The organism is Acinetobacter sp. CAU_H_56 (assembly GCF_058599425.1).
Map to the genome: position 1 here is coordinate 304,850 of NZ_CM178654.1, position 24,575 is coordinate 329,424.

Here is a 24,575-nt window from a genome sequence, read left to right on the forward strand (position 1 = left end):
TCGCATTTGCGGCAAAAATCTGTGCCTGAAAAGACAGGATGTGCCGTTAGGCGCATTCAGATTATAAACCTGAGCGACTGAATCTCTAAAGTGTAGAAATAAAATAGCCGCCCTTAGGCGGCCAGAATATTCTTGAAAAAATTACCAGTGCTCACCTGGGAAGATCCGCGCATAGGCCTTTTGCACCCAGTTCAGTTTTTGCGGCTGACCCACTGATGCTGAAGAGCTTGGGAATAGGTTATAACCGATCGACATCAGGACATTGTTGATGTCTGGCGCAATCGCATAGGTAATCGAAGCCAGACGTCCCAGATGGGTTGCGACTTTCTTCGGACGTTTCACAATCGCATAAGCAATCAGTTCGGCTGCCTGTTCCGGAGACAGGGTAGGCACATATTTATAAATTTTGGTCGGTGCGATCATTGGCGTACGAACCAAAGGCATATAAATCGAAGTGATCGCAATTTTATGTGAATGGACTTCTGCAGACAGACAGCGGCTGAAAGCATCCAGTGCGGCTTTAGATGCGACATATGCTGAGAAGCGGGTGGCATTCGCCAATACCCCAATCGAGCTGATATTGATGATATGACCTGCACGGCGAATCATCATTTGCGGCAGGATATTCATCACCAGACGTACAGCACCAAAATAATTCAGCTGCATGGTACGTTCAAAATCATGAAAACGATCCACTGATTCATGCACTGCACGGCGAATCGAGCGGCCCGCATTGTTAATCAGGATGTCGATATGATCGACTGAAGCAATAATCTGTTTGGACACTTCATCAATGGATTCCATATTATTGAGATCACATGGAAATACTGAAGCTTTACCGCCTTTGGATTCAATTTCTTTTTTTACTTGTTCTAGGGTGTCTTTGGTACGCGCGACCAGTAAAACATGTGCGCCAGCATCTGCCAGCTGATGTGCTGTCGTTAAACCTATACCACTGGATGCGCCTGTAATAAGGACAGTTTTACCTGCAATACGTTTTTCCAATTGTTTCTGTAGTCTAGTTTTCACGTTTGTTATCCCTAATTTGAAGACTGTGTTCAAATTATTTTTATTAAAAAATCAAAGATGGCTCTAACAGAGATAAGAGCGAAGATGAGTACTAATATGATAACCAATTATTTAAGAAAATCTATACATTAAACTATTGAAAATAAAATAAAAATTAGAGTAATTGCTCTATTTGTGTTCGCCGTTTCAATTGATTTTTATCATGAAAATAAATCACAAAGCAAGTGATTGTATTCAAAAAATAAATAAAAAAACTCCAGCATTTTTTGCTGGAGTTTTCTGCTTTAAAATGAGGCTTAAACTGCTGCGAGAGAGTGGTCCAGATCCGCAATCAGGTCATCAATGTGTTCAATTCCGATCGATAAACGCACCATATCTTCACTCACACCTGCTGATTTAAGCTCTTCAGCATTAAGCTGGCGGTGGGTGGTCGTTGCCGGGTGGCAGGCCAAACTCTTGGCATCCCCAATATTGACCAGCCGAGTGAACAATTGCAGGGCATCGATAAAACGGGCACCGCCTTCACGGCCACCTTCTACACCAAAAGTCAGAATGGCAGACGGTTTACCTTTCACATATTTTTGTGCCAAAGCATGCTGCGGGTGATCTTTCAGACCGGCATAATTGACCCATTTTACTTTCGGATGTTGTTGTAAATATTCTGCAACCTTCAGCGCATTTTCAGTATGACGTTCCATACGCAGGCTCAAAGTTTCCAAGCCTTGCAGAATTAAAAATACATTTTGCGGGCTGATCGCTGCCCCGGTATTACGCAGAGGTACGACGCGAGCACGTGCGATATAGGCAGCTTCACCTAAAGCTTCAACATAATTGACACCGTGATAACTCGGATCAGGTGTATTCAGAGCAGGGAAGCGCTCGGCATGTTGACCCCATGGGAACTTGCCACTATCTACAATAATGCCGCCAATCGAATTACCATGACCGCCAATATATTTGGTCAGCGAATGCACCACGATGTCGGCACCGAAATCAAAAGATTTCTGTAGGACTGGGGTGGCAACCGTATTATCAACGATGACTAGTACGCCATATTCATGTGCAATCTTGGAAATCGCTTCGAGGTCAATGATATTGCCCAGCGGGTTACCAATTGATTCCACAAAAACCAGTTTGGTCTTGTCATCAATTAGGCCACGTAATGCTTCCGGGTCTTGATAGTCAAAGAAACGAACTTCGATCCCTTGTTTAGGCAGGGTATGTGCAAACAGGTTATAAGTGCCGCCATATAAAGTAGACACCGAAGCAATATTGTCACCCGCTTCAGCAATGGTCTGAATCGCATAGGTAATCGCAGCCATACCTGAAGCTAAAGCCAGCGCACCAATACCACCTTCCAGAGCTGCAATACGTTGTTCCAGCACTGCCGTGGTTGGGTTCATGATGCGGGTATAGATATTGCCCTGAACTTTTAGGTCAAACAGGTCTGCACCGTGCTGAGTATTGTCAAAGGCATATGAGGTGGTTTGATAAATGGGAACCGCAACAGCTTTAGTGGTAGGTTCCGGGCTATAGCCTGCGTGAATCGCTAAAGTTTCTGCTTTATAAGTCATGATCGTTGGTCTTCTTGTGTTTTTAGCTGTAATGAAACTGCTCAAATATTAACACTTGAAATATGAAGAAAAGTGCATATTTATTCAAATGAATATCTTAATTAACGATATAGCATCAGCAAAATAATGCAAGTTTAGGTGTCAGAAATACTGTTTGAAAAATAAACAGGATTAAACTTGTAACAAGGCATTAACTTCACGTGAATGGCTTATGTTTTGAAGACTTTCTGCGTATAATAGCCGATTATTTTTTCGCTCATGATTGAGCAGGGGAAGTTTGTTTCTTCCCCATTTGGTTTTTCAATTGAGGAGTCCTACGTGGCCCAATATATTTATACGATGAACCGAGTGTCCAAGATGGTTCCGCCAAAGCGCGAAATCCTCAAGGATATCTCCTTATCATTTTTCCCAGGCGCAAAAATTGGTGTGCTTGGTCTGAACGGTGCAGGTAAATCTACTTTGCTTCGTATTATGGCGGGCGTAGATAAAGATTTCTCTGGTGAAGCACGTGCGCAACCGGGTATCAAAATCGGTTACCTCGAGCAAGAACCACCACTTGATCCAACCAAAGACGTTCGTGGCAACGTTGAAGACGGCGTACGTGAAGCACTTGATGCATTAGAACGCCTTGATCAGGTATTTGCAGACTATGCAGATCCGGATGCAGACTTCGATGCTTTGGCGAAAGAACAGGAAAAACTGGAAGCGATTATCCAGACTTGGGATGCGCATAACCTGAATAACCAGTTGGAACAGGCTGCAGCAGCATTAAATCTGCCTGCATGGGATGCAGATGTAACCATGCTTTCAGGTGGTGAACGCCGTCGTGTTGCATTATGTCGTTTACTGCTGTCTAAACCAGACATGCTGCTTCTCGACGAACCGACCAACCACTTGGATGCAGAATCTGTATCTTGGCTGGAACGCTTCCTGAAAGACTTCCCGGGCACTATCGTGGCGATTACGCACGACCGTTATTTCCTGGATAACGTAGCCGAGTGGATTCTGGAGCTTGACCGCGGACATGGTATTCCTTACCAAGGTAACTATTCTTCTTGGCTGGAACAGAAAAATGCGCGTTTAGAACAAGAGAACAAGCAGGAAGAATCTTTTGCTAAAGCATTGAAAAAAGAACTTGAATGGGTTCGTTCAAATGCGAAAGGCCAGCAGAAGAAAAACAAAGCACGTATGGAGCGTTTCGAAGAGCTTAACTCTCGCGAATTCCAGCAACGTAATGAAACTTCTGAAATCTATATTCCGCCTGGTCCACGTCTGGGCAACAAGGTGGTTGAAGTTGAAGGGGTCAGCAAATCGTTTGGTGACAAACTGCTGTATAAAGACTTGTCTTTCACAGTACCACCAACAGCGATTGTCGGTATCGTAGGTCCAAACGGTGCAGGTAAAACTACATTGTTCCGTATGATGACGGGCGAACAGCAACCCGATACTGGTACAGTGACTTTGGGTGATTCTGTAAAAGTTGCTTATGTGGGTCAGATTCGTGACACCCTGGATGACAATAAAACCGTTTGGGAAGAAGTGTCTGGCGGTCTGGATATCCTGAAAGTAGGCGATTACGAAATTGCATCTCGTGCTTACATCGGTCGCTTCAACTTTAAAGGTCAAGATCAGCAAAAACGCGTAGGTGAATTGTCAGGTGGTGAGCGTAACCGTTTACAACTTGCGAAAATCCTGCAACAAGGTGCGAACGTAATCCTGCTCGATGAACCATCAAACGACTTGGACGTAGAAACTTTACGTGCGTTAGAAGATGCGATTCTGGTCTTCCCGGGCTGTGTGATGGTGGTATCGCATGACCGCTGGTTCTTGGACCGTATTGCGACTCACATCTTGTCATTTGAAGATGAGACTCCAGAATTCTTCACCGGTAACTATACCGAGTTTGAAGAATATCGCCGTAAGAAATATGGCGATGATCTGGCAGCGAAGCGTCAGAAATACCGCAAAATTGGTGCTTAATCCAAGCGCATAAAAAAACCAGCCTTTGGGCTGGTTTTTTTATTTAATATTGGACACTCATTTGGCTATAAGTATTTGATAACAGCCGCGCAGCTTTTAAATGACCTTGCTGTTTAGCCTTATTCAGCCATTCTTCAGCATGAAAATAATTCTGATCTAAACCTAGACTACCTTTAAGAAAGTGTTTACCCAGTCTATATTGCGCTTCGGCGTGTCCACGTGTTGCTGCACTTAAATAGTTCCAGAAAGCATTGCGTTGATAACTTTCTTGCTGCTTTAGCTGCGCAATTTGAAAATGTTCGACTTGGCGTTGCTTTAAAGCATGGCAAAGCTTTTCAAGCTGTACAGCTTCCAGATAATAGGTGTCTGCTTCAGAAATAGAATTCTCCACTTCTGAACCTGTAGGCTCATCATGAGAAAACAGAAAATGTATGACTTTTTTAAGTTTAAGCATTTTTATTCCTCACGTTTGCCATTATTAACAATTAATTAAACTATCCACTAAAGACTACAATATAAAGCGGTTTTATTACGGTAATGAATTGCATGCTTTTAGTCTCATGTTGATATTTTTGTGTATTTAATGAGCAAAAACAAGCAGTAAAAATAAAAAAACTTCATTTTAAAAGTGAATTAAATTAGAAAAAATATGAATTTGTTGTTCTAGTCTACATTTTGATATTAGGGGCTAGAAGATTTAGTTTTACTAATAAAAAAATCTTGCATAAGCATGCAAGATTTTTCGGCTTTGAAATTGAGTGAACTATAGAAATCAGATTTCCCACTCATGATTGCATTCACGGCATTTCCATTTCTTTTGGCTTTGCATGAAAGCCTGCATGGAAATTTTAAAATCAGGCAAATCTTTATAGAACATGAAGCCTGCGATCAGACAGATAATAAACACGATCACAGTAGCGGTCTGTAAAGTCGTACCTGCACCATCTCCAAAAATCCACATCGCGATGCTAATGATGACCAGTAGCAATAATACAAACAGGGCAGGCACCAGCATGATCAGGCTTTTAGGCACGACTGGACGTGCCGCTGGTTGACCTGGCTGAGCCACGGGCATGATTTTTGGGCTTTGACATTTAGGGCAGCGATATTGCATTACAACTCCAAAATTCTAAATTACTGATTATTTTATCGGAAGATACGCAAAAACCGAAATACCGCCAATATAAAACAGACAGACAATAAAAAACCCAAGTCACAATGCTTGGGTTTTTTATTAAGATGTTGCCATCTTGAATATGGCGTCCCTACGGGGATTCGAACCCCGGTTACCGCCGTGAAAGGGCGATGTCCTAGGCCTCTAGACGATAGGGACAAATGAGGCAAATACACAGGTAAAGCAAGACTTATTTGGTGGAGTCAAGGAGGATCGAACTCCTGACCTCTACAATGCCATTGTAGCGCTCTACCAACTGAGCTATGACCCCAGTCTGTGTGAGCGCTATATTATGGATATAACGCTCAGCCGTCAACTAAAAAATAAATCAAGCTTGATCAACTGCTTCATTTTTCGGCAGTTTCAGACTCTCATTCAGTTTTTCCCAAGCTTTTACTTCTTTCTTGCTAGGACCACCCACAACTTCCAGCGCGTGGCGCAGACGGGCAAAAGTCAGATCCGGACCAATGGTAACCATGGTCTGCATGACTGGGGTAGAAGCGGTTGAACCGGCAATCGCAATAAAGAATGCTGGCATAAAGTCACGTAATTTAACGCCCATCTGATTTGCCAGATCCATCAGCGTTTGGCTGACAGTGTCATTGTTCCAGGTGAACAGGCTTTCCAGACGCCAGATCGCAAATTGCAGGCTTTGACGAACTTGTTCTTCAGAAAGTTTTTTGCTTTCAAACTGTTCTTTAGTCAAAGTCGGGAAATGGTTGAAATAATGCGCTGACCAGTTCACTGCTTCAGACAGCAGATTGATCCGTGGTTGAATTGCAGCAGCGATTTCTTCCAGTTTGGCACGGTCTGCTTTCCAGGCTAGTAGGGTATCTAATAGTTCAGCAGGAGAAAGGGCTTTAATCCACTGACCATTTAACCAGTTCAGTTTCTCAACATCAAAGATTGGACCACCCAGAGAGACACGGTTAATGTCAAAGTGTTCAATCATTTCAGCCAAAGTGAACTTTTCACGCTCATCTGGCATTGACCAGCCCATACGGCCCAGATAGTTCAGCAATGCTTCTGGCAATACACCGATGTCTTTATAGTAGTTAATTGAAGTCGGGTTCTTACGTTTAGACAGTTTTGATTTGTCCGGGTTACGCAGTAGAGGCATGTGGCACAGGACTGGCATGTCCCAACCAAAGTATTTGTACAGCAACTGATGTTTCGGTGCAGATGGAATCCATTCTTCACCACGAATCACATGTGTAATTTGCATCAGGTGGTCATCGACCACGTTTGCCAGATGGTAAGTTGGCAGACCATCAGTTTTCAGCAGAATTTGCATGTCGACTTGCGCCCATGGAATTTCCACTTCACCACGCAGCATATCATTGAACGTACATACCCCTTCAGTCGGCACTTTCATACGGATCACGTGCGGTTCACCAGCTGCCAGACGACGTGCCACTTCTTCTTTAGACAGTTTTAGACCGCGGCCATCGTAGCGTGGAGTTTCGCCACGAGCCTGCTGTTCAGCACGCATTTCATCCAGTTCTTGCGCTGTTGCGAAACAGTAGAAGGCATGACCTTTATCTACCAGTTCTTCTGCGTATTTTTTATAGATGCTCATTCGTTCTGACTGGCGGTATGGTGCATGTGGACCACCGACATCTGGGCCTTCTGACCAGTTCAGGCCTAACCAGCGTAGTGAGTCCAGAATCATTTTTTCAGATTCAGGAGTAGAACGCAGCTGATCCGTATCTTCAATACGAAGAATGAATTCGCCACCGTGCTGTTTAGCAAAACACAGGTTGAACAGGGCAATATAGGCAGTTCCCACATGCGGGAAGCCGGTAGGAGAAGGTGCAATACGAGTACGAACAGTCATAACCGGATCTAATCTTAAATATAAAATTGCAGCTATTATAACGAAAAAGCCACATCACTTAATGCTTTATTCAACATTGAATGATGCGGCTTTTCAGGATGAGCAAAATATAACGAATGTGGAGAACTAAAACTAAGTCTTATGAATTGCTCGGAGAAAAAATACTTTGCACAAAGCGGGTAAAGCGCAGGTTTTGAGCTGCAAAAAAGCTTTGAGTCGGATTTGATTTGAACGCAGTCAGCGCCTTAAGTTCATCCTCAGTATGAAAAGCATTTTTATCAGCTTTATGTTGCTGAATCGCTTTTTCAATTGGTGAGGTTTTCACTTCAATTGCACTTACAGAGGCTTTAGGTAGCTCTGTTTTTACAACTACGGCATGGCCAAGTTGAATCGAGAACAGCATGATAAGACTTAGGATGCTGGCTGTGAATATTTTAAATTTCATATCCAAACTTCCTCCTTGGCTCTGGTTAATCTTGTTTTGTTAAAAATGTTGTTATAATACTGGCTACAATCTAATCACATTCAGATATAAAAAAGTAGAACCAGGTCACATTTTTTACAAAAAACTAATATTTCTCTGTGGAAAATTACTAAATCTCAAAATTTCCACATTTAAGTTGCCTATTTGTAACAGATAACTGTGTAGAGATCGTGAAGAACTGTCTTATATTGTAGCAGGATATTAAATTTTTAGGGGAAAATGTATCCGAAATGAATTGTGAGCATATATATCAAAAATAGAATATGATTGGATAAAATATTATAATCATCTGATTGTTAAGTAATTTTTTTGTTTATATAGTGCTGGGTAAATTAGCAATGAGTGCCCATCATGAAAAAGATAATAACTTCTACTATTTTAGTATTACTTGGCGGAAGTGTCATTCCTAGCTATGCTGCAAAAGACTTTCTCAATGTTTCCTATGATCCGACCCGCGAATTCTATCAGGAATATAACGAAGAATTTGGCAAGTTCTGGAAACAGAAAACCGGGCAAGCGGTCAACTTTAAACAGTCGCATGGTGGTTCAGGTAAACAGGCACGCTCTGTGGTGGATGGTTTGCAGGCCGATGTAGTCACTTTGGCACTGGCCAATGACATCGAAGAAATTGTCAATGCAGGCTTAATCGAAAAGGGCTGGCAGAAAGAGTTCCCAAGTAATTCGGCTCCTTATACCTCTACGATTGTATTTCTGGTTCGTAAAGGCAATCCAAAACAGATTAAAGACTGGAATGACCTAACCAAACCAGGCGTTGAAATTATTACGCCAAACCCAAAAACCGGTGGTGCACCGCGCTGGATTTATCTGTCCGCCTGGGGGTATGCCTTGAAACAGCCGGGTGGTAATGATGCCAAAGCCAAAGAACTGGTGAAAAAACTCTATGCCAATGTCAAAGTACTGGATTCAGGTGCGCGTGGTTCATTAACGACCTTTGCTGAACGCGGGATCGGCGATGTATTACTCTCTTGGGAAAATGAAGCGTTATTGGCGACGCAAGGTTTGGGTAAAGATAAATATGAAATTGTTTATCCTTCAATTTCTATTCTGGCTGAGCCTTCAGTGGCGATTGTCGACAAGACTGTGGATAAAAATGGCAACCGTAATTTGGCCAAAGGTTATCTGAACTATTTATATTCACCAAAAGGGCAGGAGTTGGCAGCGAAATATTACTTCCGTCCACGCGATGCCAAAGCAGCAGCGAAATATGCAGCGCAATTCCCGAAAATCCAGACTTTTACTATTGATAAAGTCTTTGGCGGCTGGGCAAAAGCGCAGAAAACCCATTTTGTGAATGGAGCAATTTACGATCAGATCTCTGCGGAAAACCGTAAATAATTTTACTTACTGAACCATTATGAGAAAGCGGATAATTTATTATCCGTTTTTTTTATATCTAAAGCATAAAATGCTATAAAAATAGAATAAGCCTTTAATCTAGATATTTTTATTATATAAAACATGAAATTAAAACAAAAAATAACTAAATATTACCCTGTATGCACTTTGTTTGCTCAATTGCGAAAAATAACTTTATTTCATATAGTTATATCTAATGAAGATAATCTCCCGATACTCTTATGAAAACTCAATTAAAATCACTGGTTAGTGCTGCCTTATTGGCAACAGGTCTGACATTTACTGCAACTGCGAGCCAAGCCGCGGATCGTGAATTCCTGAACGTTTCTTATGATGCGACCCGTGAATTCTATGACGAATTCAACAAATCTTTTGGTGCCTACTGGAAAAAACGAACCGGTATCGATGTGAACTTTAAACAGTCACACGGCGGTTCAGGTAAACAGGCGCGTTCTGTGGTCGACGGTTTAAAAGGTGATGTGGTTACCTTGGCATTGGCAAACGATATTGAAGAGATCGTAAGATCTGGTCAGATCCAGCCAGGTTGGCAAAAAGAGTTCCCGCATAATTCTGCACCTTATACTTCGACAATTGTGTTCATGGTGCGTAAGGGTAACCCTAAAGGAATTAAGGACTGGAAAGATCTGACTAAACCGGGTGTAGAAATTATCACGCCAAACCCAAAAACCGGTGGTTTGCCACGTTGGGTCTATCTGTCAGCTTGGGGTTATGCAGAGAAACAACCAGGGGGTAGCAAAGCCAAAGCCCAAGAATTTGTCGGCAAGCTTTATAAAAACGTCAAAGTGATGGACTCAGCCGCACGTGCCTCAATGACGACATTTGCTGAACGTAATATTGGTGATGTGCTGTTAACCTGGGAAAATGAAGCTCTGGTAACACAAAAAACTCTGGGTAAAAATAAGTTTGATATCGTTTATCCATCTTTGACTATTCTGACTGAACCCTCTGTAGCCATCGTAGATCGTACGGTAGATAAAAATGGCAATAAATGGTTAGCTAAAGGTTATATCAACTATCTTTATTCTCCACTTGGTCAGGACATGGCAGCACGACATTTCTATCGTCCACGTAATGAGAAAGTCTTAGCCAAATATTCATCACAGTTCCCGAAAATTAAAACCTTTACCATTGATGAAGTATTCGGTGGCTGGGCCAATGCACAGAAAACTCACTTTGTGAATGGCGCAATCTTCGACCAGATCTATAACTCGAAGCGTTAATCTGTTGATTAGAAAATAAATTTAAAATATAAAAAAAGCTTCCTTTATGGAGGCTTTTTTATCGGCTGTCAAAAAATAAAAACGGTTTTCTCTATAGAAATTAATATTTATCTACAAAAAGTCGTTTGGAGCTTTAGCTAAACAGAGTGATAATGTGCAGTTAAATTTTTCGCCCTATTGATTGAGTTTTTATGTCACATATTTCTGTATTACTTCACGAAACGATTGATGCCTTATTGGCTGGTCGCAATACGGGAATTTATGTGGATGGAACCTTTGGTCGCGGTGGACATACACGTTTATTGCTTTCCAAATTGGATGAAAATGCACGTGTCTACGCCTTTGATAAAGATCCGCAAGCATTGGCTGTTGCCGCAGAACTGGAACTGGAAGATTCACGTTTTAAAATTATCCATGCCAGCTTCGCTGATTTAAAACAGGCATTAGCTGAGCAGGGTATTGTAAGTGTAGATGGGGTGATGGCTGACCTAGGGGTATCTTCACCGCAGCTGGATCAGGCAGAACGCGGTTTTAGCTTTATGAAAGATGGCCCGCTAGATATGCGTATGGACAACTCACAAGGCCCGACTGCAGCAGAATGGCTGGTGGATATTGAAGAAGAAGCACTGGCTAATGTGATTTTTCAGTATGGGGAAGAGCGTTATAGTCGCCGTATTGCTAAAGCAATCAAGGCTGCCGGATATATTGATACCACAGCCAAACTGGCGGAAATTGTGAAAGTTGCCCATCCAAAATGGGAAAAAAATAAACATGCTGCCACCCGAACTTTCCAGGCAATTCGTATTGCTATTAATAAAGAATTAGAAGATATTGAAACTTTCCTCCCTCAAGCGGTTGAGATTTTAAAACCGGAGGGACGTTTGGCTGTGATCAGTTTCCATTCACTGGAAGACCGGTTGATTAAACAGTTTATTCAAAAAGAATCAACGCTTGAAGAAGATTCAGGCTGGGGAATGCCGCAACAACAAAAGGATACGCGACGTTTAAAGAAAATCGCCCGGGTCAAGGCAAGTGATGAGGAAGTTAAAGCCAATCCTCGTTCACGTAGCGCATGGCTGCGCGTGGCAGAACGTTTAGCTTAATAGGCACATCATGAAAACTGAAGTGGTTGATAAAAAAACAGAAAAGTTATGGCTGAAAAAAGTCATTGTTTACCTCATATTGATATTGATGGTCTTTATCAGTGCGGTATTTGTCGTCTTCCAGGTCTTTGAATACCGTCAGGATAATCGAGAACTAAGTACCTATCTGCGTGAACGGGATGATTTGAATGCAGAGTGGGGACGTTTGCTGATTGAACAGCAGACCTTTGGTGCGACCGCGCAGATTGGTACCCGTGCAGTGACCCAGTTAAGGATGTATTCACCTCCGATTTCACAGAGTGTCGTGATTTCCTTACCACAACCTTCAGATGAGAAAAAATAAGGCTAGCGCTCGAACATGGTAGACAAGAGAAAGAAGCAACCGGTACGTAAAAAGCAGTCCGTCACCGAGAAAAATGCCTTAAATGTTTATATCAACCGTTTTTACATCATGTGGGCCGTGGTGCTGCTGTGTTTTGTGACACTGATCGGCCGAGCTTTCTATGTGCAGATTATCAATAAAGACTTTTTGCAAAATAAAGCCAATGCCAATATTTTACGAACCAATACCATCAAGGCCATGCGTGGCGTAATTTATGATCGTAATGGTATTCCGCTGGCAATCAGTACGCCGATTATGAAAATCGTGATTGACCCACGTGACTATTTTGATAATAAAAAACTCTATGATGAAACCATGCTGGCGCTACAGAAAGAGCCGAATAGCCGTAAACTGAAACGTCAACTCCCAGATAAAAACCTGAATCTGGATGAGCTGGCTGATGCAGTAGGTATGGATCGTGCTGAATTGCGTAGAAAGATGGAAGAGCGCCCACGTTCACGTTATCTGATCCTTAAAAAAGAAGTGCCGCCACAACAGGCGGAACTGATCATGAAGCGTAATTTCCAGGGTGTGTATACCGAGAAAAACTATAAGCGTTATTATCCGCAGCCACAGCCAAACTCCCAGATTATTGGTCTGACCAATAGTGAAGGTACAGGTATTGAAGGTCTGGAGATGCAGCTGAATACCCGTCTTGCCGGTCAGGATGGAGAACAGCAGATTATTCGTGACAAAAAAGGCAACCGGGTTAAAGAACCGGAAGTGATTAAAGAAGTTGAGCCGGGTGAAAACATTACCCTGAGTATCGACTCACGTTTACAGTACATTATGTATCGTGAACTGACTGCAGCAGGCGTCGCCAATAATGCCCGCTCCGCAACAGCGATTGCAGTTGATGTCAAAACTGGTGAAATTCTGGCAATGTCTTCTTGGCCATCTTATAACCCGAATGACAAGAATGGCTTATTAAATAAAGACGCAATGCGTAACCGTGGCGCTGTCGATTCCTTCGAGCCGGGTTCAACCATGAAGCCGCTAACAGTGGCGATGGCTCTAGAGAGCGGGAAATATACGGCCAATTCGGTGATCAATACGAGTCCAGGTAGTATGCGAGTCGGGAATCATACTATTCGTGATACGCATAACTACGGTCAGTTGACACTGGGTGGTATTATCCAGAAATCATCAAACGTCGGTGTAGCTAAATTAGCTCTGTCACTGCCGTATGAAACTTTACCGACTTTCTATAAACGTCTTGGTTTTGGTCAGCGTTCCGCAGTGAAATTTCCGGGTGAAAGTTCCGGTTTGATTCTGCCGCCAAGTAAATGGAATGTGTCTGAAGTAGCAACCATGGCCTATGGTTATGGTCTGAATGCGACTGTGCTGCAATTGGCTGATGCCTATGCCATGCTGGCGAACAAAGGTGTGAAAGTGCCTTTAAGTCTATATAAGTTAGAAGAACAGCCACAAGGCGAGCAGATGATTGATCCACAAATCGCAGAACAGGTTCTGCTGATGATGGAAACAGCAACTTTGCCTGGTGGTACAGCAACCCGTGCAACCGTACCTGGTTATCGTGTTGCAGGTAAAACCGGTACTGCGCATAAATTGCGTGCCGATCGTAAAGGCTATTCAACCAGTGAATACCGTGCCTTATTTGCCGGTGTAGCGCCAGTAAGTGATCCGCGTATTGCCATGGTGGTGGTCGTGGAAAATCCGCAAGGGTCTTATTATGGTGGTATGGTATCTGCACCTGTCTTTGCCCGTGTGATGCAGGAATCTTTACGCCTGCTGAATGTCCCGTTGGACAAACCTTTAGAATCTCCCAAAGTCCAGTAAATAGGTGATCAATGTCCATTACATTTCAAGATCTCTACGCCGTTCAAGAACCTGCTGAGTGGATGCGACAATCCTTTCAGGGTTTCGAACTGGACAGCCGCAAAGTTAAACTGGGGCAAATTTTTATTGCCCTGACCAGCTTGTCTCAACCTGAAAAAACCGCAGAATATGCCAAGAAAGCCCTGTCATTGGGTGCACTGGCCGTGATTTCAGAACAAGAGCTGGGTGTTACTCCAGCTTTGGTAGTACCCAATGTCCGTCACTTGATGGGCGAGTGGCAGAAGCGCTATCTGCAAGCGACTCAACCAGTCAAGGCTGCCCGTATTCTGGCTGTGACCGGCACCAATGGTAAAACCACGATTTCCCGTCTGGTTGCTGAGTTGCTGATGCTGCAAGCTAAAGCCTGTGCAGTTATGGGGACTACAGGGAATGGTATTTTGCCGAATCTGGAAGCCTCTTCTCATACCACGCTTGATGCACTGCATTTGCAAAATGCCTTGCATGCCTATGCACAGGCTGGTGCGGAATTTGCTTCAATTGAAGCGAGTTCGCATGGTCTGGAGCAGGGTCGTCTGAATGGTTGTGCGATTGAAATTGCGGCTTATAGCAATTTAAGTCGAGATCATCTGGATTATCACGGTACGCTGGAAGCTTATGCAGAAGCAAAATCGCGTTTATTTAGCTTTGAATCTCTGAAAGTTGCAGTCATCAATATTGATGACGCACATGCAGAGGTGATGCTGAATGCTGCAAGAACCAATCCAAACCAACCGAAAATTCTGACTTATTCTTTGTCGCAAGCAGCCGATTATCAGGTTCAGGATATCCAGTACAGTATTTCCGGTGCTGAATTTAAATTGATCACTGCACAAGATACATTTACTGTGCATAGTCCTTTGCTGGGTCATTTCAATATCGAAAATCTGGTTGCGAGCCTGATTGTGGCAGAGCAGGCGGGTTTTGCACTAGCCGATTTAATTGCAACTGTACCTGAGCTAAAAGGTGCTCCAGGCCGTATGCAGGTGATTCGTGATGATGAGCGTTTATTTGTCGTGGATTATGCACATACTCCAGATGCCCTGACTCAGGTCTTGCTTACACTGAAGCGCCATGTCAGTCAAAAACTCTGGGTTGCTTTTGGTTGTGGCGGTGATCGTGACCGTGGTAAACGTCCGCTGATGACTCAAGCGGCTCTCGAAGGTGCTGATATTGCAGTGCTGACTTCGGACAATCCACGTACTGAAGATCCAAACCAGATTTTCGCTGACATGAAGCAGGGTATCGATTTTTCAGACAAAACCTATCATGAAATTCATGACCGTCGTGAAGCAATCCGCTTTGTAGTCGACCAGGCGCAGCCAGGTGACATTGTGGTGATTGCCGGTAAGGGACACGAAAATTATCAGGAGATTGATGGGGTGCGACATTGGTTTGATGATGTGGTCGAGGTACAGGCCGCAATTGATGCCCAGCATCACAACTGTGATTTAGCATTTCCAGCGCATTAGGATTTTACATGCATACTTCAACAACAAGTACCGTGCCTCTAGAGCCATGGACAATTGAACAGTTAGAGCAGGCCACTCATGGTTATTGGCTGAATGATAAAAAACCTGAAGGTCAGATTAAGCGGATTTTAACTGATTCCCGTCATGCCGAAGCAGGTGATGTTTTTCTGGCACTTAAAGGTGAGCGTTTTGATGCGCATGACTTTATCGCACAAGTGGCTGAGAAGGGCTGTGGAATCGCGATTGTCAGCCAACCTGTTGATGCAGAGATTTGCCAGCTGGTGGTTGAAGACACTCGTCTGGCACTGGGTCATCTTGGCGCTTATCGTCGTCAGCAAAACTCACAGCTTAAAGTCATTGCTTTGACTGGCAGTAGCGGTAAAACCACGACCAAGGAAATGCTGGGCAGTATCCTGTCACGTCTGGCACCGACTTTAGTCACTCGCGGTAACCTGAATAATGATTTGGGTGTCCCAATGATGTTACTGGAACTGCGTGCTGAACATCAGTATGCGGTGATGGAGCTGGGTGCGAGCCATCAGGGTGAAATTGATTACACTTCCAATCTGGTACAGCCGCATGTGGCCGGTATCATTAATATTGGTACCGCACACTTGGGTGAGTTTGGTGGCCGTGATGGGATTTGTCGTGCCAAGTCTGAAATCTATTCGCATATTTCTGAAACCTCGATTGTGCCTGCAGCGGATGATTATGCCGAGAAGATCCGTACAGCCGTCAAAACCGAGAAAACTTTGAGTTTTGGTCAGGGCGGTGATGTCTACGCGACTGACGTAGAACTACATCCGCAATCTGCGACTTTCACGCTAAATACACCGCAAGGCATTAAAACCGTAAATCTACCATTTGCTGGTGAACACAATGTGCAAAATGCAACTGCGGCAGTGGCTTTCTCTTTGGCAATTGGTATTAGTCTGGATGATATCGTGGCTGGCCTTGAACAGGCCGTTGGTGCCAAAGGTCGTTTGAACTTTATACCGCATAAAGAATTTTTATTTATTGATGATACCTACAATGCCAATCCAAGTTCGATGCGTGCAGCGGCTGAAGTTTTAGCGCAGCAGCAGGGCATTCGGGTAATGGTGACCGGTGATATCGGTGAACTGGGTTCATCTGCCGCGATCGAGCATTATAAACTCGGTCGGGATCTGGTATCGGTCAAAGGCATTAATTTTGTGGTGGCTGTGGGGGAATTTGCTCCAGCTGCACAAGAAGGTGCACGTAGTACGCAATATGGTAAGAAAATGCAGGCTTTCCTGAATCAGGAGCAGGCTTTACCGTTTTTAATTGATTTGATTGAAACACATCATCCCCAGCCAATGTCTTTCCTGTTCAAGGGTTCACGTTTTACCCATATGGAAACATTAATGGCTGCATTGATGGAGAAACTCTAAATGCTGTTATGGCTATTTGATCATCTGGCGGGCTTTGATAGCACGTTTCAGGTGGTTCGTTATTTAACTTTACGTGCTTTGCTCAGCGTCTTGACCGCAATGACCATCGGTTTGGTTTTGGGTCCGATCATGATCCGCAAATTGCAGGCACTAAAATATGGTCAGGCAGTAAGTTCGTTTGCTCCTGAGAATCATGCCAAGAAAATGGGTACACCGACTATGGGTGGGGTATTAATCCTGCTCTCGATCGGGATATCCACCTTACTATGGGCAGACCTGACGAACCCTTATGTCTGGATTGTGCTCTCGGTGATGGTGATTTTTGGCGCCGTGGGCTGGGCAGATGACTGGATTAAAATCCGTTATAAAGACAATGCTGGTTTACCTGCACGCAAGAAATTCTTTTGGACGTCTGTAGGTTCAATCGGTGCTGGTATTGCACTGTATGTGATCGCACAGCAGCAACCGAATCCGGTAGTGACTGCCAATATGCTGGATGTGCTGATTCCATTCTTTAAGGATCACACCATTCCATTGTCTGTGATTCCGCTGGGAATTGGCTTCATTATTTTCACTTACTTCGTGATTAATGGTGCATCCAATGCCGTAAACCTGACTGATGGTCTGGATGGTCTGGCGATCATGCCAATTGTTCTGGTTGCAGCAGGTTTAGGGGTATTTGCTTATCTGGCAGGCGATGTACGTTTCGCTAACTACTTACATATTCCTTATGTGAAATATTCTTCCGAACTGGTAGTTATCTGTGCTGCGATGATTGGTGCCGGTCTGGCATTCCTCTGGTATAACGCTCACCCAGCTCAAGTGTTTATGGGTGATGTGGGTGCATTATCTTTAGGTGCAATGCTGGGTACGATTGCCGTGATGGTGCGTCAGGAAATCGTGTTTGCGATTATGGCAGGTGTATTCCTGGTGGAAGCGATTTCAGTCTTCCTGCAAATCGGTTCATTAAGAATGCGTAATAAACGGGTATTCCTGATGGCACCTTTGCATCACCATTATGAAAAGAAAGGTTGGCGTGAAACTCAAGTCGTCATTCGTTTCTGGATTATTACGATTATGCTGGTAGTTTTAGGCCTAATGACCTTAAAATTACGCTAAGAAATGCATTTGAAAAAAGTCGGCGCATGCCGGCTTTTTTGTTTTGGAGAAATGAAAAAAATGAACCTACTGATGTGTCCTGTTTGTCGTGAGCAGTTACGCTTAAATGAACGTACATGGCGCTGTGACAATCAGCATAGCTATGATGTGGCCAAGCAGGGTTATGTGAACCTGCATGTGGTGCAGCATAAACATAGTAAAAATCCGGGTGATACGCCTGAATCTGTGCAGGCACGCCGTGCATTTCTGAGTGCAGGCCATTATGCGCCTTTGCAACAGGCTGTGGTCAAGAAAATCTGTGAGCTGCGGATTGAAAATCTGCTCGATATTGGTTGTGGCGAAGGTTATTACACCAATGCCATGCAGGCTGAAGTCATGCAATGTGTCGGCGTAGATATTGCCAAAAATGCAGTTCAGGTTGCAGCTAAACTGAATAAAGAAATTACCTGGGTGGTAGGAACAGGGGCGACCTTGCCGGTATTGGATCAATCCATTGATCTCTGTACCAGCTTATTTAGCCCGATTCCGAAACAAGAAATCTTGCGGGTATTAAAGGCAAAATCTTATTTGATGGTAGTGACACCTGCACCACAACATTTGTACGCGATGCGTGAAGCCTTATTCGAGGAAGTGAAAGCACATGAACCACATAAATTTGTCGAACAGTTGCAGGATACATTTAATCTGGTAAGTGAACAGGTGATTGATGCGCCAATGACTTTGGCTCAAGCGGATTTAAAAAACCTGATTACCATGACTCCTTATGCTTATAAAGCCAAACCTGAACGCCGTTTGGCACTTGAGCAGCAGGATCAATTCGATTTAATGGCTCAATTCCAGATTTATGTATTTCAGAAGAAGTAAATCGGTTATTTAGAAATAAAAAATCCCTCATTATTGAGGGATTTTTTATTGGTTCAGATTATTCAAGTTCTTCAATCAAGTTTTCCAAAGGATCCACCACCCGATTTGGTTGTAGTGGCTGGTCTCTTGGCGCCACTCTTTCATCATCCGGTATGCGAATTTCCTGATCAGGCAAATCTTCAAAATCATTGCTTTGTCGCTTAGGTGCTACAACCGGGGCAGGGCGATACAGAGGCGTCGCTAAAGGTGGAGAAGACGGATCATGCTGTTCCTGCTCACCTTGCACTACCTTATTACGGTTAATTGGTGCTTTAGCATTACGATCCAGGCGAACCCAAGCTTCTGGTGTGCCTTTTAAGGCATTCCCCATAAAGTCGGTCCAAATTGGCAAGGCTGCTACGCCACCGTATTCACGTCGACCTAAAGTCTTCGGCTGATCAAAACCGACCCAGGCAACGGTGACCAGTTTGCCATTAAAACCTGCAAACCAGGCATCTTTGGCATCATTGGTGGTACCGGTTTTACCCCCAATATCGCTACGACCAATTCTTAAAGCAGCACGCCCCGTACCATGCTGAATCACATCGCGTAAAATATTGGCCATATCATAAGCAGAGCTAGATTTTAGAATACGTTCTGCCTGACGGTAATTACTGTCTTCTGCCGAGATTTTTGGTGTTTCTGGTTTCTGCGCTAGGGTTTTGTTATTGATTTCAATTGCTTCATCATCAGGAGTGAGTGCGCCTGTTGGTTGAGGACTTTCTTCCTGAGCATTAATACACGAGATGCAGGCATATTCAGGCTTAGCCTCAAAAATAGTCTTGCCATAGGCATCTTCGATACGCGTAATAAAATGTGGCTGAATCCGATAACCGCCATTGGCGAACGTAGCATAACCAGTGGCCATCTGGATTGGTAAAACCTGAGGTGTGCCTAGAGCAATAGTATAGTTACGTGGAATCTGATTATCCTGCAAGCCAAAATCCATAAATAACTGACGGGTACGCTCAATACCAACAGTTTGTAATAGGCGTACTGAAACCGTGTTACGTGACAGATATAAAGCACGACGTAAAGGAATCATCCCTAAATAACGGCCATCCGAATTACGCGGACTCCATTTACCAATAGTAATCGGTGCATCATTGACCATGGTATGCGGAGTCATACCACGTTCTAAAGCCAGAGCATAAACAAAAGGTTTAATGGTTGAACCCGGTTGACGCCAGCCTTGAGTCGCGCGGTTAAATTTGGATTGATAAAAATTATAACCACCCACAATGGCTTCAATCGCACCATTATTTGGGTTTAATGCAATTAATTGGCCCTGTACCTGAGGCGTTTGTACTAGTGCCCAGGAACTTTTATTTTCATTAGGTCTTAAACGAACAATATCTTTAACTTTAACAATCTGTGAAGCTCTGCTTGGTGCAGCACCTACACTATCTGCACTACGATAAGGGCGAGCCCAGGACATGCCTGACCAAGGCACAGTTACAGTGGTGCCATCCTGCATCAACGCTTCAAAGCTATTATTATTGACCTTGGTCACTTCAGCAGGGTAAGTGTTGGCATAGACACGGAAATTTTGCAGGGGCTGATCATGAGCCTCAGCACCTCGCCAGCCATGACGACGATCATAGGCCTCTAAACCATCCTGTACTGCCTGTTCAGCATAAGCCTGACGTTCACTATGGATCGTCGTGTAGACTTTATAACCTGAATCTATGGCCTGTTCACCAAAATTTTCTACCAGTTCAGAGCGAACCATTTCGCCGACGTAGGGAAATTTGTTGCGGGTACTACGGTCAGGCATATCCAGGTTAATCGGTTCAGCAATGGCTTCCTGATATTGGCTCTGATTCAAATAACCCAGTTGCAGCATACGACCTAAAATCCAGTTGCGGCGTTCTAGTGCACGCTTAGGGTTGGCTACCGGATTATAACGAGAAGGCGCTTTAGGTAGGCCAGCAATCATCGCCATTTGCGCAATCGAAAGCTCATCTAAACTTTTGTTGTAATAGATTTTGGCTGCTGCCGCAATGCCGTAAGCATTTTTCCCCAAGAAAATTTTATTGACATATAAAGTCAGAATTTCTTCTTTACTTAAATTCTGTTCTATTTTACGTGCCAGGAAAATTTCAGTCAGTTTACGCTTTAAAGTACGTTCGGGACTTAAATAGTAGTTTTTGGCGACCTGCATGGTAATGGTCGAACCACCTGTCTGTACATCAGAGCCGGTAATGGTTTCACTGACTGCACGTCCTAAGCCTTTAAAACTGATGCCGCTGTGTTCGAAGAAACTGGAATCTTCTGCAGCGAGGAAGGCGTGAATAAATTCTTTCGGAATCTGTTCATAATTCACAGGAACAGAAAGCTTGCCACCATACTCTGCAATGAGCTCATTATCTGAGCTAAAAACTTGTAAAGGCTTTAATAAAGGTGCCTTTTTAAGCGTAGACATTTCAGGCAAAGATGGGGCAATATAGAGATACATGCCATAGAAACCCATCGGAATTGAGATCAAGATAATGATAATGATCAAAAAAAATGGATGAACAAGGCCTGAACAAGATAGCTTTTTCATAACAAGTAAGTTTTAATAAGAGCTAATGGCAAACTAATTACCGGTCAGTATATCCTTTAGATATGCATATTGTTAGATGAGTTATTGTATCTATATAAAATTATAGACCGGCACAGATTGGTGAGTTTGTTTTTATTGGGGATAAAAAAATAATAGGAATTGTATTGTGCGCAGGTTATATCGTAAGCCAAATAAGGGGTTAATAGGAGTGGATATTAGTTCGACTTCTGTTAAAGTTTTAGAGCTCTCTGTAAAGAACGGTCGGTACTGGGTAGAAAGTTATGCTTTGGTCCCACTACCAGAAAGTAGTGTCGTTGAAAAAAATATTTTAAATCCAGAAGCGGTGGGTGATGCGTTGGGGCGTGCGATTAATTTGGCCAATACCCAGTCCAGTCAGTCAGCCTTTGCGATTCCAACTTCTATGGTCATCACCAAGATCATCGAAATGGATGCTGATATGTCGGATGATGAACGTGAAATTCAGATTCGTGAAGATGCCGAACAATATATTCCTTTCCCACTTGATGAAGCCAGTCTGGACTTTGAAGTTCTGCCAGACCGTTTAACCAATCCGAACCGGGTCAATGTCCTGTTGGTAGCGACCCGAATCGAAAATGTCGAAGCACGTTCTGAAGTACTGCAAATTGCCAACCTCAATCCAAAAATTGCAGATGTCGAAAGCTTTGCATTAGAAAATGCATTCAAGGTGTTTTCGGATACCTTGCCGATGGGGGTAAATACTGTCGGGATCCTGGATATTGGTCATAGTATGACGACCTTATCCGTCATGCAGAATAACAAGATCATTTATACCCGTGAGCAGGTTTTTGGTGGCAAACAGCTAACTCAGGAAATCCAGAACCGTTATGGATTGTCTTTTGAGGAAGCAGGGCGTGCTAAAAAAACCCGTGCCTTACCAGATGACTACGATATTGAAGTACTGGAGCCATTCCTGGATGCTGTGGTACAGCAGGCAGCTCGCTCATTGCAGTTCTTCTTCTCTTCATCTCAGTTTAACGAGATTGACCATATTTTATTGGCAGGGGGGAATGCCAATATTCCAGGTCTGGCAAAATTATTACAGCAAAAACTCGGCTACCGGGTCACTATTGCCAATCCATTCCTGCAAATGGGCTTTTCTCCTCAAATTGATATTAAAAAAATTGAAAATGACGCGTCCTCACTCATGGTTGCATGTGGTTTGGCATTGAGGAGTTTTGATTAATGGCAAAGATTAACTTACTCCCTTGGCGCGATGAGCTAAGAATTAAAAGAAATAATGAATTTGTAGCGATTTGCGCAGGGGCACTTTTTCTAGGATTGGCAGCAGCAGGTTCAACCTGGTTCTATTACGATCAAAAACTTCAGGATCAGGAGCAGGCCAACCAGCTGGTGGTCAGTACTAACCAGAATCTGGATGTACAGCTGAAAGCATTGGATGGTTTACAAGACCAGCGTAATGCAATTGTTGAACGTATGAAGCTGATTCAGGGCTTACAGACTCAACGACCGATCGCAGTTCACCTGATTGATGAAATTGTACGGGTCACACCAGGCAATATGTATATTACGAAATTTCAGCGTACCGGTGATAAATTTACCATTGAAGGTAAGGCGGAAAGTCCGAATACAGTGGCTGAGTTGCTACGTAATCTGGAAGCTTCTAGCTGGTATCGTAATGCATTTATGAATGCCTTTATTGTCGCAGACGAAGCAAAAAATAAAGCGCCATCCTCGGTGATTCCTCGAGTAGAAGAATCTTATGGTAGCTTTACGGTCACGGTTGATCTAGATCAAATTGCTGAGCCAACACTTAAAGAAGGACAAACGCCAGCCACAACTACAGCGGAGGCATCATCATGAGTAATGACGGATTCGATGAATTAAGCCAAGACGTAGTGGCTGTTCCTAGAAAAAAAATGACAGTTGAAAAGTTCTTTCAACAATTCAATACACTAGATCCAAATAATTATGGTAGCTGGCCATTATCAGTCAAAATTACCTGCTGGATCTTTATTGTTATTCTGGTTTTTATGCTGGGGTATTTCGGGTTTATTCGCGGCAAAATAGAAGCTATTTCACAAGCCAGTGCTCAAGAGCAAAACCTGTTAAATGAATTCCGGGAAAAGGAATCCAAGCTGCGGAATTTACAGCAATATCAGATTCAGTTGCAGGAGATGGAAGCACGTTTTAATCAGCAATTGGAACAATTGCCGAAAGAAACTGAAATTCCAGGTCTGGTTGAAGATATTAACCTGAGTGGAGTGAACTCCGGACTGAAATTCAAGAATATTCGCTTGGAACCTGAAATCAAACAGGAATTCTTTATTGAGCAGCCGATCGCGATTGAAGCCACTGGGGATTATCATGCCTTTGGTTCTTTTGTGAGCAGTATTGCAGGTCTTTCGCGCATCGTTACACTGCATGACTTCACCATTACAGGGACTAAAAATAAAGAAAAGAAATCTGAAATTCCTGTTATTGATTATGTAGTGAAAGCGAAAACCTACCGTTATGTAGGCAATGCAGATGCTTCATCTACTTCAGCTACAACTGATACGCAGGGAGCTCAGTAATGAATATCATTAAAATTACTTCAGCTTTAACGCTCGGATTTTTATTGGTGGGCTGCGAATCAAGAATTGATGCAGTCAATCAGGAAATGGCCAATATCCGTAATCAACCACCATTACCAATTGAACCGGCGCCGGATTTTATTCCGACAGAAATGTTTAATTATGCAGCTCATCAGCTGAAAAGTCCTTTCCTGCCAAGCTCTTTAGCAGCCGAATTGAAAATTATGGCAGGTAAGCGGGTTTATCCAAACTTGTCACGCCAATTACAGCCTTTAGAGAGTTATCCACTGGAAACCTTAAGCATGAAAGGCAGTATGCGGAATCAGGCGGGGCAGATTCTGGCTTTGATTCAAACGCCTGATGGGGAAATTGAACGGATACAACGTGGCAGCTATATGGGACTTAATCACGGTCGTGTAACGAGAATTACGCCGACACAGATTGACTTGATTGAGATTATTCCAGATGGCCGTGAGGGATATGTGGAACGTCCACGAAGTCTGGTTTTGATTGGGCCAGCGCCATAAG

21 protein-coding genes and 2 tRNA genes are annotated in these 24,575 nt (G+C 43.4%); 14 read left to right on the top strand and 9 right to left on the bottom strand.

The window, feature by feature from the left end; translation table 11 throughout:
• Nucleotides 1-141: 141 nt before the first annotated feature.
• A complete protein-coding gene (locus AC4MCC_RS01450) occupies nucleotides 142-1,029 on the bottom strand; it encodes an SDR family NAD(P)-dependent oxidoreductase (protein WP_419364021.1) in 888 nt (295 codons plus the stop codon).
• A 296-nt stretch (nucleotides 1,030-1,325) separates the two neighbouring features.
• Nucleotides 1,326-2,603 (bottom strand): O-acetylhomoserine aminocarboxypropyltransferase/cysteine synthase family protein, encoded by a 1,278-nt coding sequence (locus AC4MCC_RS01455; protein ID WP_491885588.1) that lies wholly within the window; start codon nucleotides 2,601-2,603, stop codon nucleotides 1,326-1,328.
• A 318-nt stretch (nucleotides 2,604-2,921) separates the two neighbouring features.
• On the opposite strand from AC4MCC_RS01455, the gene ettA reads away from it, so the two are divergent.
• The gene (gene ettA, locus AC4MCC_RS01460) at nucleotides 2,922-4,583 is read left to right on the top strand and encodes an energy-dependent translational throttle protein EttA (protein ID WP_491885589.1); all 1,662 of its coding nucleotides are present in this window, start codon (nucleotides 2,922-2,924) and stop codon (nucleotides 4,581-4,583) included.
• 43 nt (nucleotides 4,584-4,626) lie between these two features.
• Here the strand turns inward: ettA and AC4MCC_RS01465 are convergent, their stop codons facing one another.
• The 6 genes from AC4MCC_RS01465 to AC4MCC_RS01490 all read right to left on the bottom strand — a co-directional run bounded on the left by AC4MCC_RS01465 (nucleotide 4,627) and on the right by AC4MCC_RS01490 (nucleotide 8,039).
• Complete coding sequence (locus AC4MCC_RS01465; RefSeq protein ID WP_419374537.1) at nucleotides 4,627-5,037, bottom strand: SEL1-like repeat protein; 411 nt, start codon at nucleotides 5,035-5,037, stop codon at nucleotides 4,627-4,629.
• Between the two features lie 318 nt (nucleotides 5,038-5,355).
• Nucleotides 5,356-5,697 (bottom strand): hypothetical protein, encoded by a 342-nt coding sequence (locus tag AC4MCC_RS01470; RefSeq protein WP_004787163.1) that lies wholly within the window; start codon nucleotides 5,695-5,697, stop codon nucleotides 5,356-5,358.
• A 143-nt stretch (nucleotides 5,698-5,840) separates the two neighbouring features.
• Nucleotides 5,841-5,916: transfer RNA gene (locus AC4MCC_RS01475), tRNA-Glu, on the bottom strand.
• A gap of 36 nt (nucleotides 5,917-5,952) precedes the next feature.
• Nucleotides 5,953-6,028, bottom strand: a tRNA-Ala gene (locus tag AC4MCC_RS01480).
• A 57-nt stretch (nucleotides 6,029-6,085) separates the two neighbouring features.
• On the bottom strand, nucleotides 6,086-7,594 hold the full coding sequence (gltX, locus tag AC4MCC_RS01485) for a glutamate--tRNA ligase (RefSeq protein WP_262737953.1): 1,509 nt from the start codon (nucleotides 7,592-7,594) through the stop codon (nucleotides 6,086-6,088).
• A gap of 139 nt (nucleotides 7,595-7,733) precedes the next feature.
• Nucleotides 7,734-8,039 carry a hypothetical protein gene (locus AC4MCC_RS01490; protein WP_180013405.1) on the bottom strand — a complete coding sequence of 102 codons (306 nt, stop codon included), beginning with the start codon at nucleotides 8,037-8,039 and terminating at the stop codon, nucleotides 7,734-7,736.
• A 390-nt stretch (nucleotides 8,040-8,429) separates the two neighbouring features.
• Here AC4MCC_RS01490 and AC4MCC_RS01495 point away from each other — a divergent pair, with 390 nt between their 5' ends.
• The 9 genes from AC4MCC_RS01495 to AC4MCC_RS01535 all read left to right on the top strand — a co-directional run bounded on the left by AC4MCC_RS01495 (nucleotide 8,430) and on the right by AC4MCC_RS01535 (nucleotide 18,884).
• The gene (locus AC4MCC_RS01495) at nucleotides 8,430-9,434 is read left to right on the top strand and encodes a sulfate ABC transporter substrate-binding protein (RefSeq protein WP_491885590.1); all 1,005 of its coding nucleotides are present in this window, start codon (nucleotides 8,430-8,432) and stop codon (nucleotides 9,432-9,434) included.
• A 242-nt stretch (nucleotides 9,435-9,676) separates the two neighbouring features.
• On the top strand, nucleotides 9,677-10,696 hold the full coding sequence (locus AC4MCC_RS01500; RefSeq protein WP_004787154.1) for a sulfate ABC transporter substrate-binding protein: 1,020 nt from the start codon (nucleotides 9,677-9,679) through the stop codon (nucleotides 10,694-10,696).
• Nucleotides 10,697-10,887: 191 nt separating this feature from the next.
• On the top strand, nucleotides 10,888-11,799 hold the full coding sequence (gene rsmH / locus AC4MCC_RS01505; protein WP_491885591.1) for a 16S rRNA (cytosine(1402)-N(4))-methyltransferase RsmH: 912 nt from the start codon (nucleotides 10,888-10,890) through the stop codon (nucleotides 11,797-11,799).
• A gap of 10 nt (nucleotides 11,800-11,809) precedes the next feature.
• Nucleotides 11,810-12,142 carry a cell division protein FtsL gene (ftsL, locus tag AC4MCC_RS01510; protein WP_491885592.1) on the top strand — a complete coding sequence of 111 codons (333 nt, stop codon included), beginning with the start codon at nucleotides 11,810-11,812 and terminating at the stop codon, nucleotides 12,140-12,142.
• Nucleotides 12,143-12,157: 15 nt separating this feature from the next.
• Nucleotides 12,158-13,981 (top strand): penicillin-binding protein PBP3, encoded by a 1,824-nt coding sequence (gene ftsI / locus AC4MCC_RS01515; RefSeq protein WP_491876459.1) that lies wholly within the window; start codon nucleotides 12,158-12,160, stop codon nucleotides 13,979-13,981.
• A gap of 11 nt (nucleotides 13,982-13,992) precedes the next feature.
• Nucleotides 13,993-15,489 (top strand): UDP-N-acetylmuramoyl-L-alanyl-D-glutamate--2,6-diaminopimelate ligase, encoded by a 1,497-nt coding sequence (locus tag AC4MCC_RS01520; protein WP_491876460.1) that lies wholly within the window; start codon nucleotides 13,993-13,995, stop codon nucleotides 15,487-15,489.
• Nucleotides 15,490-15,497: 8 nt separating this feature from the next.
• Entirely contained in the window at nucleotides 15,498-16,901 is a 1,404-nt protein-coding gene (locus tag AC4MCC_RS01525; protein WP_491885593.1) for a UDP-N-acetylmuramoyl-tripeptide--D-alanyl-D-alanine ligase, read from the top strand.
• Nucleotides 16,902-18,020 carry a phospho-N-acetylmuramoyl-pentapeptide-transferase gene (gene mraY, locus AC4MCC_RS01530; RefSeq protein ID WP_159122695.1) on the top strand — a complete coding sequence of 373 codons (1,119 nt, stop codon included), beginning with the start codon at nucleotides 16,902-16,904 and terminating at the stop codon, nucleotides 18,018-18,020. It abuts the gene before it with no gap.
• A 60-nt stretch (nucleotides 18,021-18,080) separates the two neighbouring features.
• Nucleotides 18,081-18,884 carry a putative RNA methyltransferase gene (locus AC4MCC_RS01535; protein ID WP_491885594.1) on the top strand — a complete coding sequence of 268 codons (804 nt, stop codon included), beginning with the start codon at nucleotides 18,081-18,083 and terminating at the stop codon, nucleotides 18,882-18,884.
• A gap of 58 nt (nucleotides 18,885-18,942) precedes the next feature.
• Here AC4MCC_RS01535 and ponA read toward each other — a convergent pair whose 3' ends face one another.
• Entirely contained in the window at nucleotides 18,943-21,471 is a 2,529-nt protein-coding gene (gene ponA / locus AC4MCC_RS01540) for a penicillin-binding protein PBP1a (RefSeq protein WP_179992181.1), read from the bottom strand.
• A gap of 166 nt (nucleotides 21,472-21,637) precedes the next feature.
• On the opposite strand from ponA, the gene AC4MCC_RS01545 reads away from it, so the two are divergent.
• Genes AC4MCC_RS01545 through AC4MCC_RS01560 form a run of 4 tightly spaced genes read left to right on the top strand, consistent with a single transcriptional unit; the run spans nucleotide 21,638 to nucleotide 24,574 of the window.
• On the top strand, nucleotides 21,638-22,696 hold the full coding sequence (locus AC4MCC_RS01545) for a pilus assembly protein PilM (protein WP_180002742.1): 1,059 nt from the start codon (nucleotides 21,638-21,640) through the stop codon (nucleotides 22,694-22,696).
• A complete protein-coding gene (locus tag AC4MCC_RS01550; RefSeq protein ID WP_491885595.1) occupies nucleotides 22,696-23,334 on the top strand; it encodes a PilN domain-containing protein in 639 nt (212 codons plus the stop codon). Before AC4MCC_RS01545 ends, AC4MCC_RS01550 begins: the two co-directional genes overlap by 1 nt.
• A complete protein-coding gene (locus AC4MCC_RS01555; RefSeq protein WP_491885596.1) occupies nucleotides 23,331-24,047 on the top strand; it encodes a type IV pilus inner membrane component PilO in 717 nt (238 codons plus the stop codon). The genes AC4MCC_RS01550 and AC4MCC_RS01555 overlap by 4 nt, the downstream gene beginning before the upstream one ends.
• Nucleotides 24,047-24,574, top strand: coding sequence for a pilus assembly protein PilP (locus tag AC4MCC_RS01560; RefSeq protein ID WP_034169727.1), 528 nt, complete (start codon nucleotides 24,047-24,049; stop codon nucleotides 24,572-24,574). The genes AC4MCC_RS01555 and AC4MCC_RS01560 overlap by 1 nt, the downstream gene beginning before the upstream one ends.
• The last annotated feature ends 1 nt before the right edge of the window (nucleotide 24,575 follow it).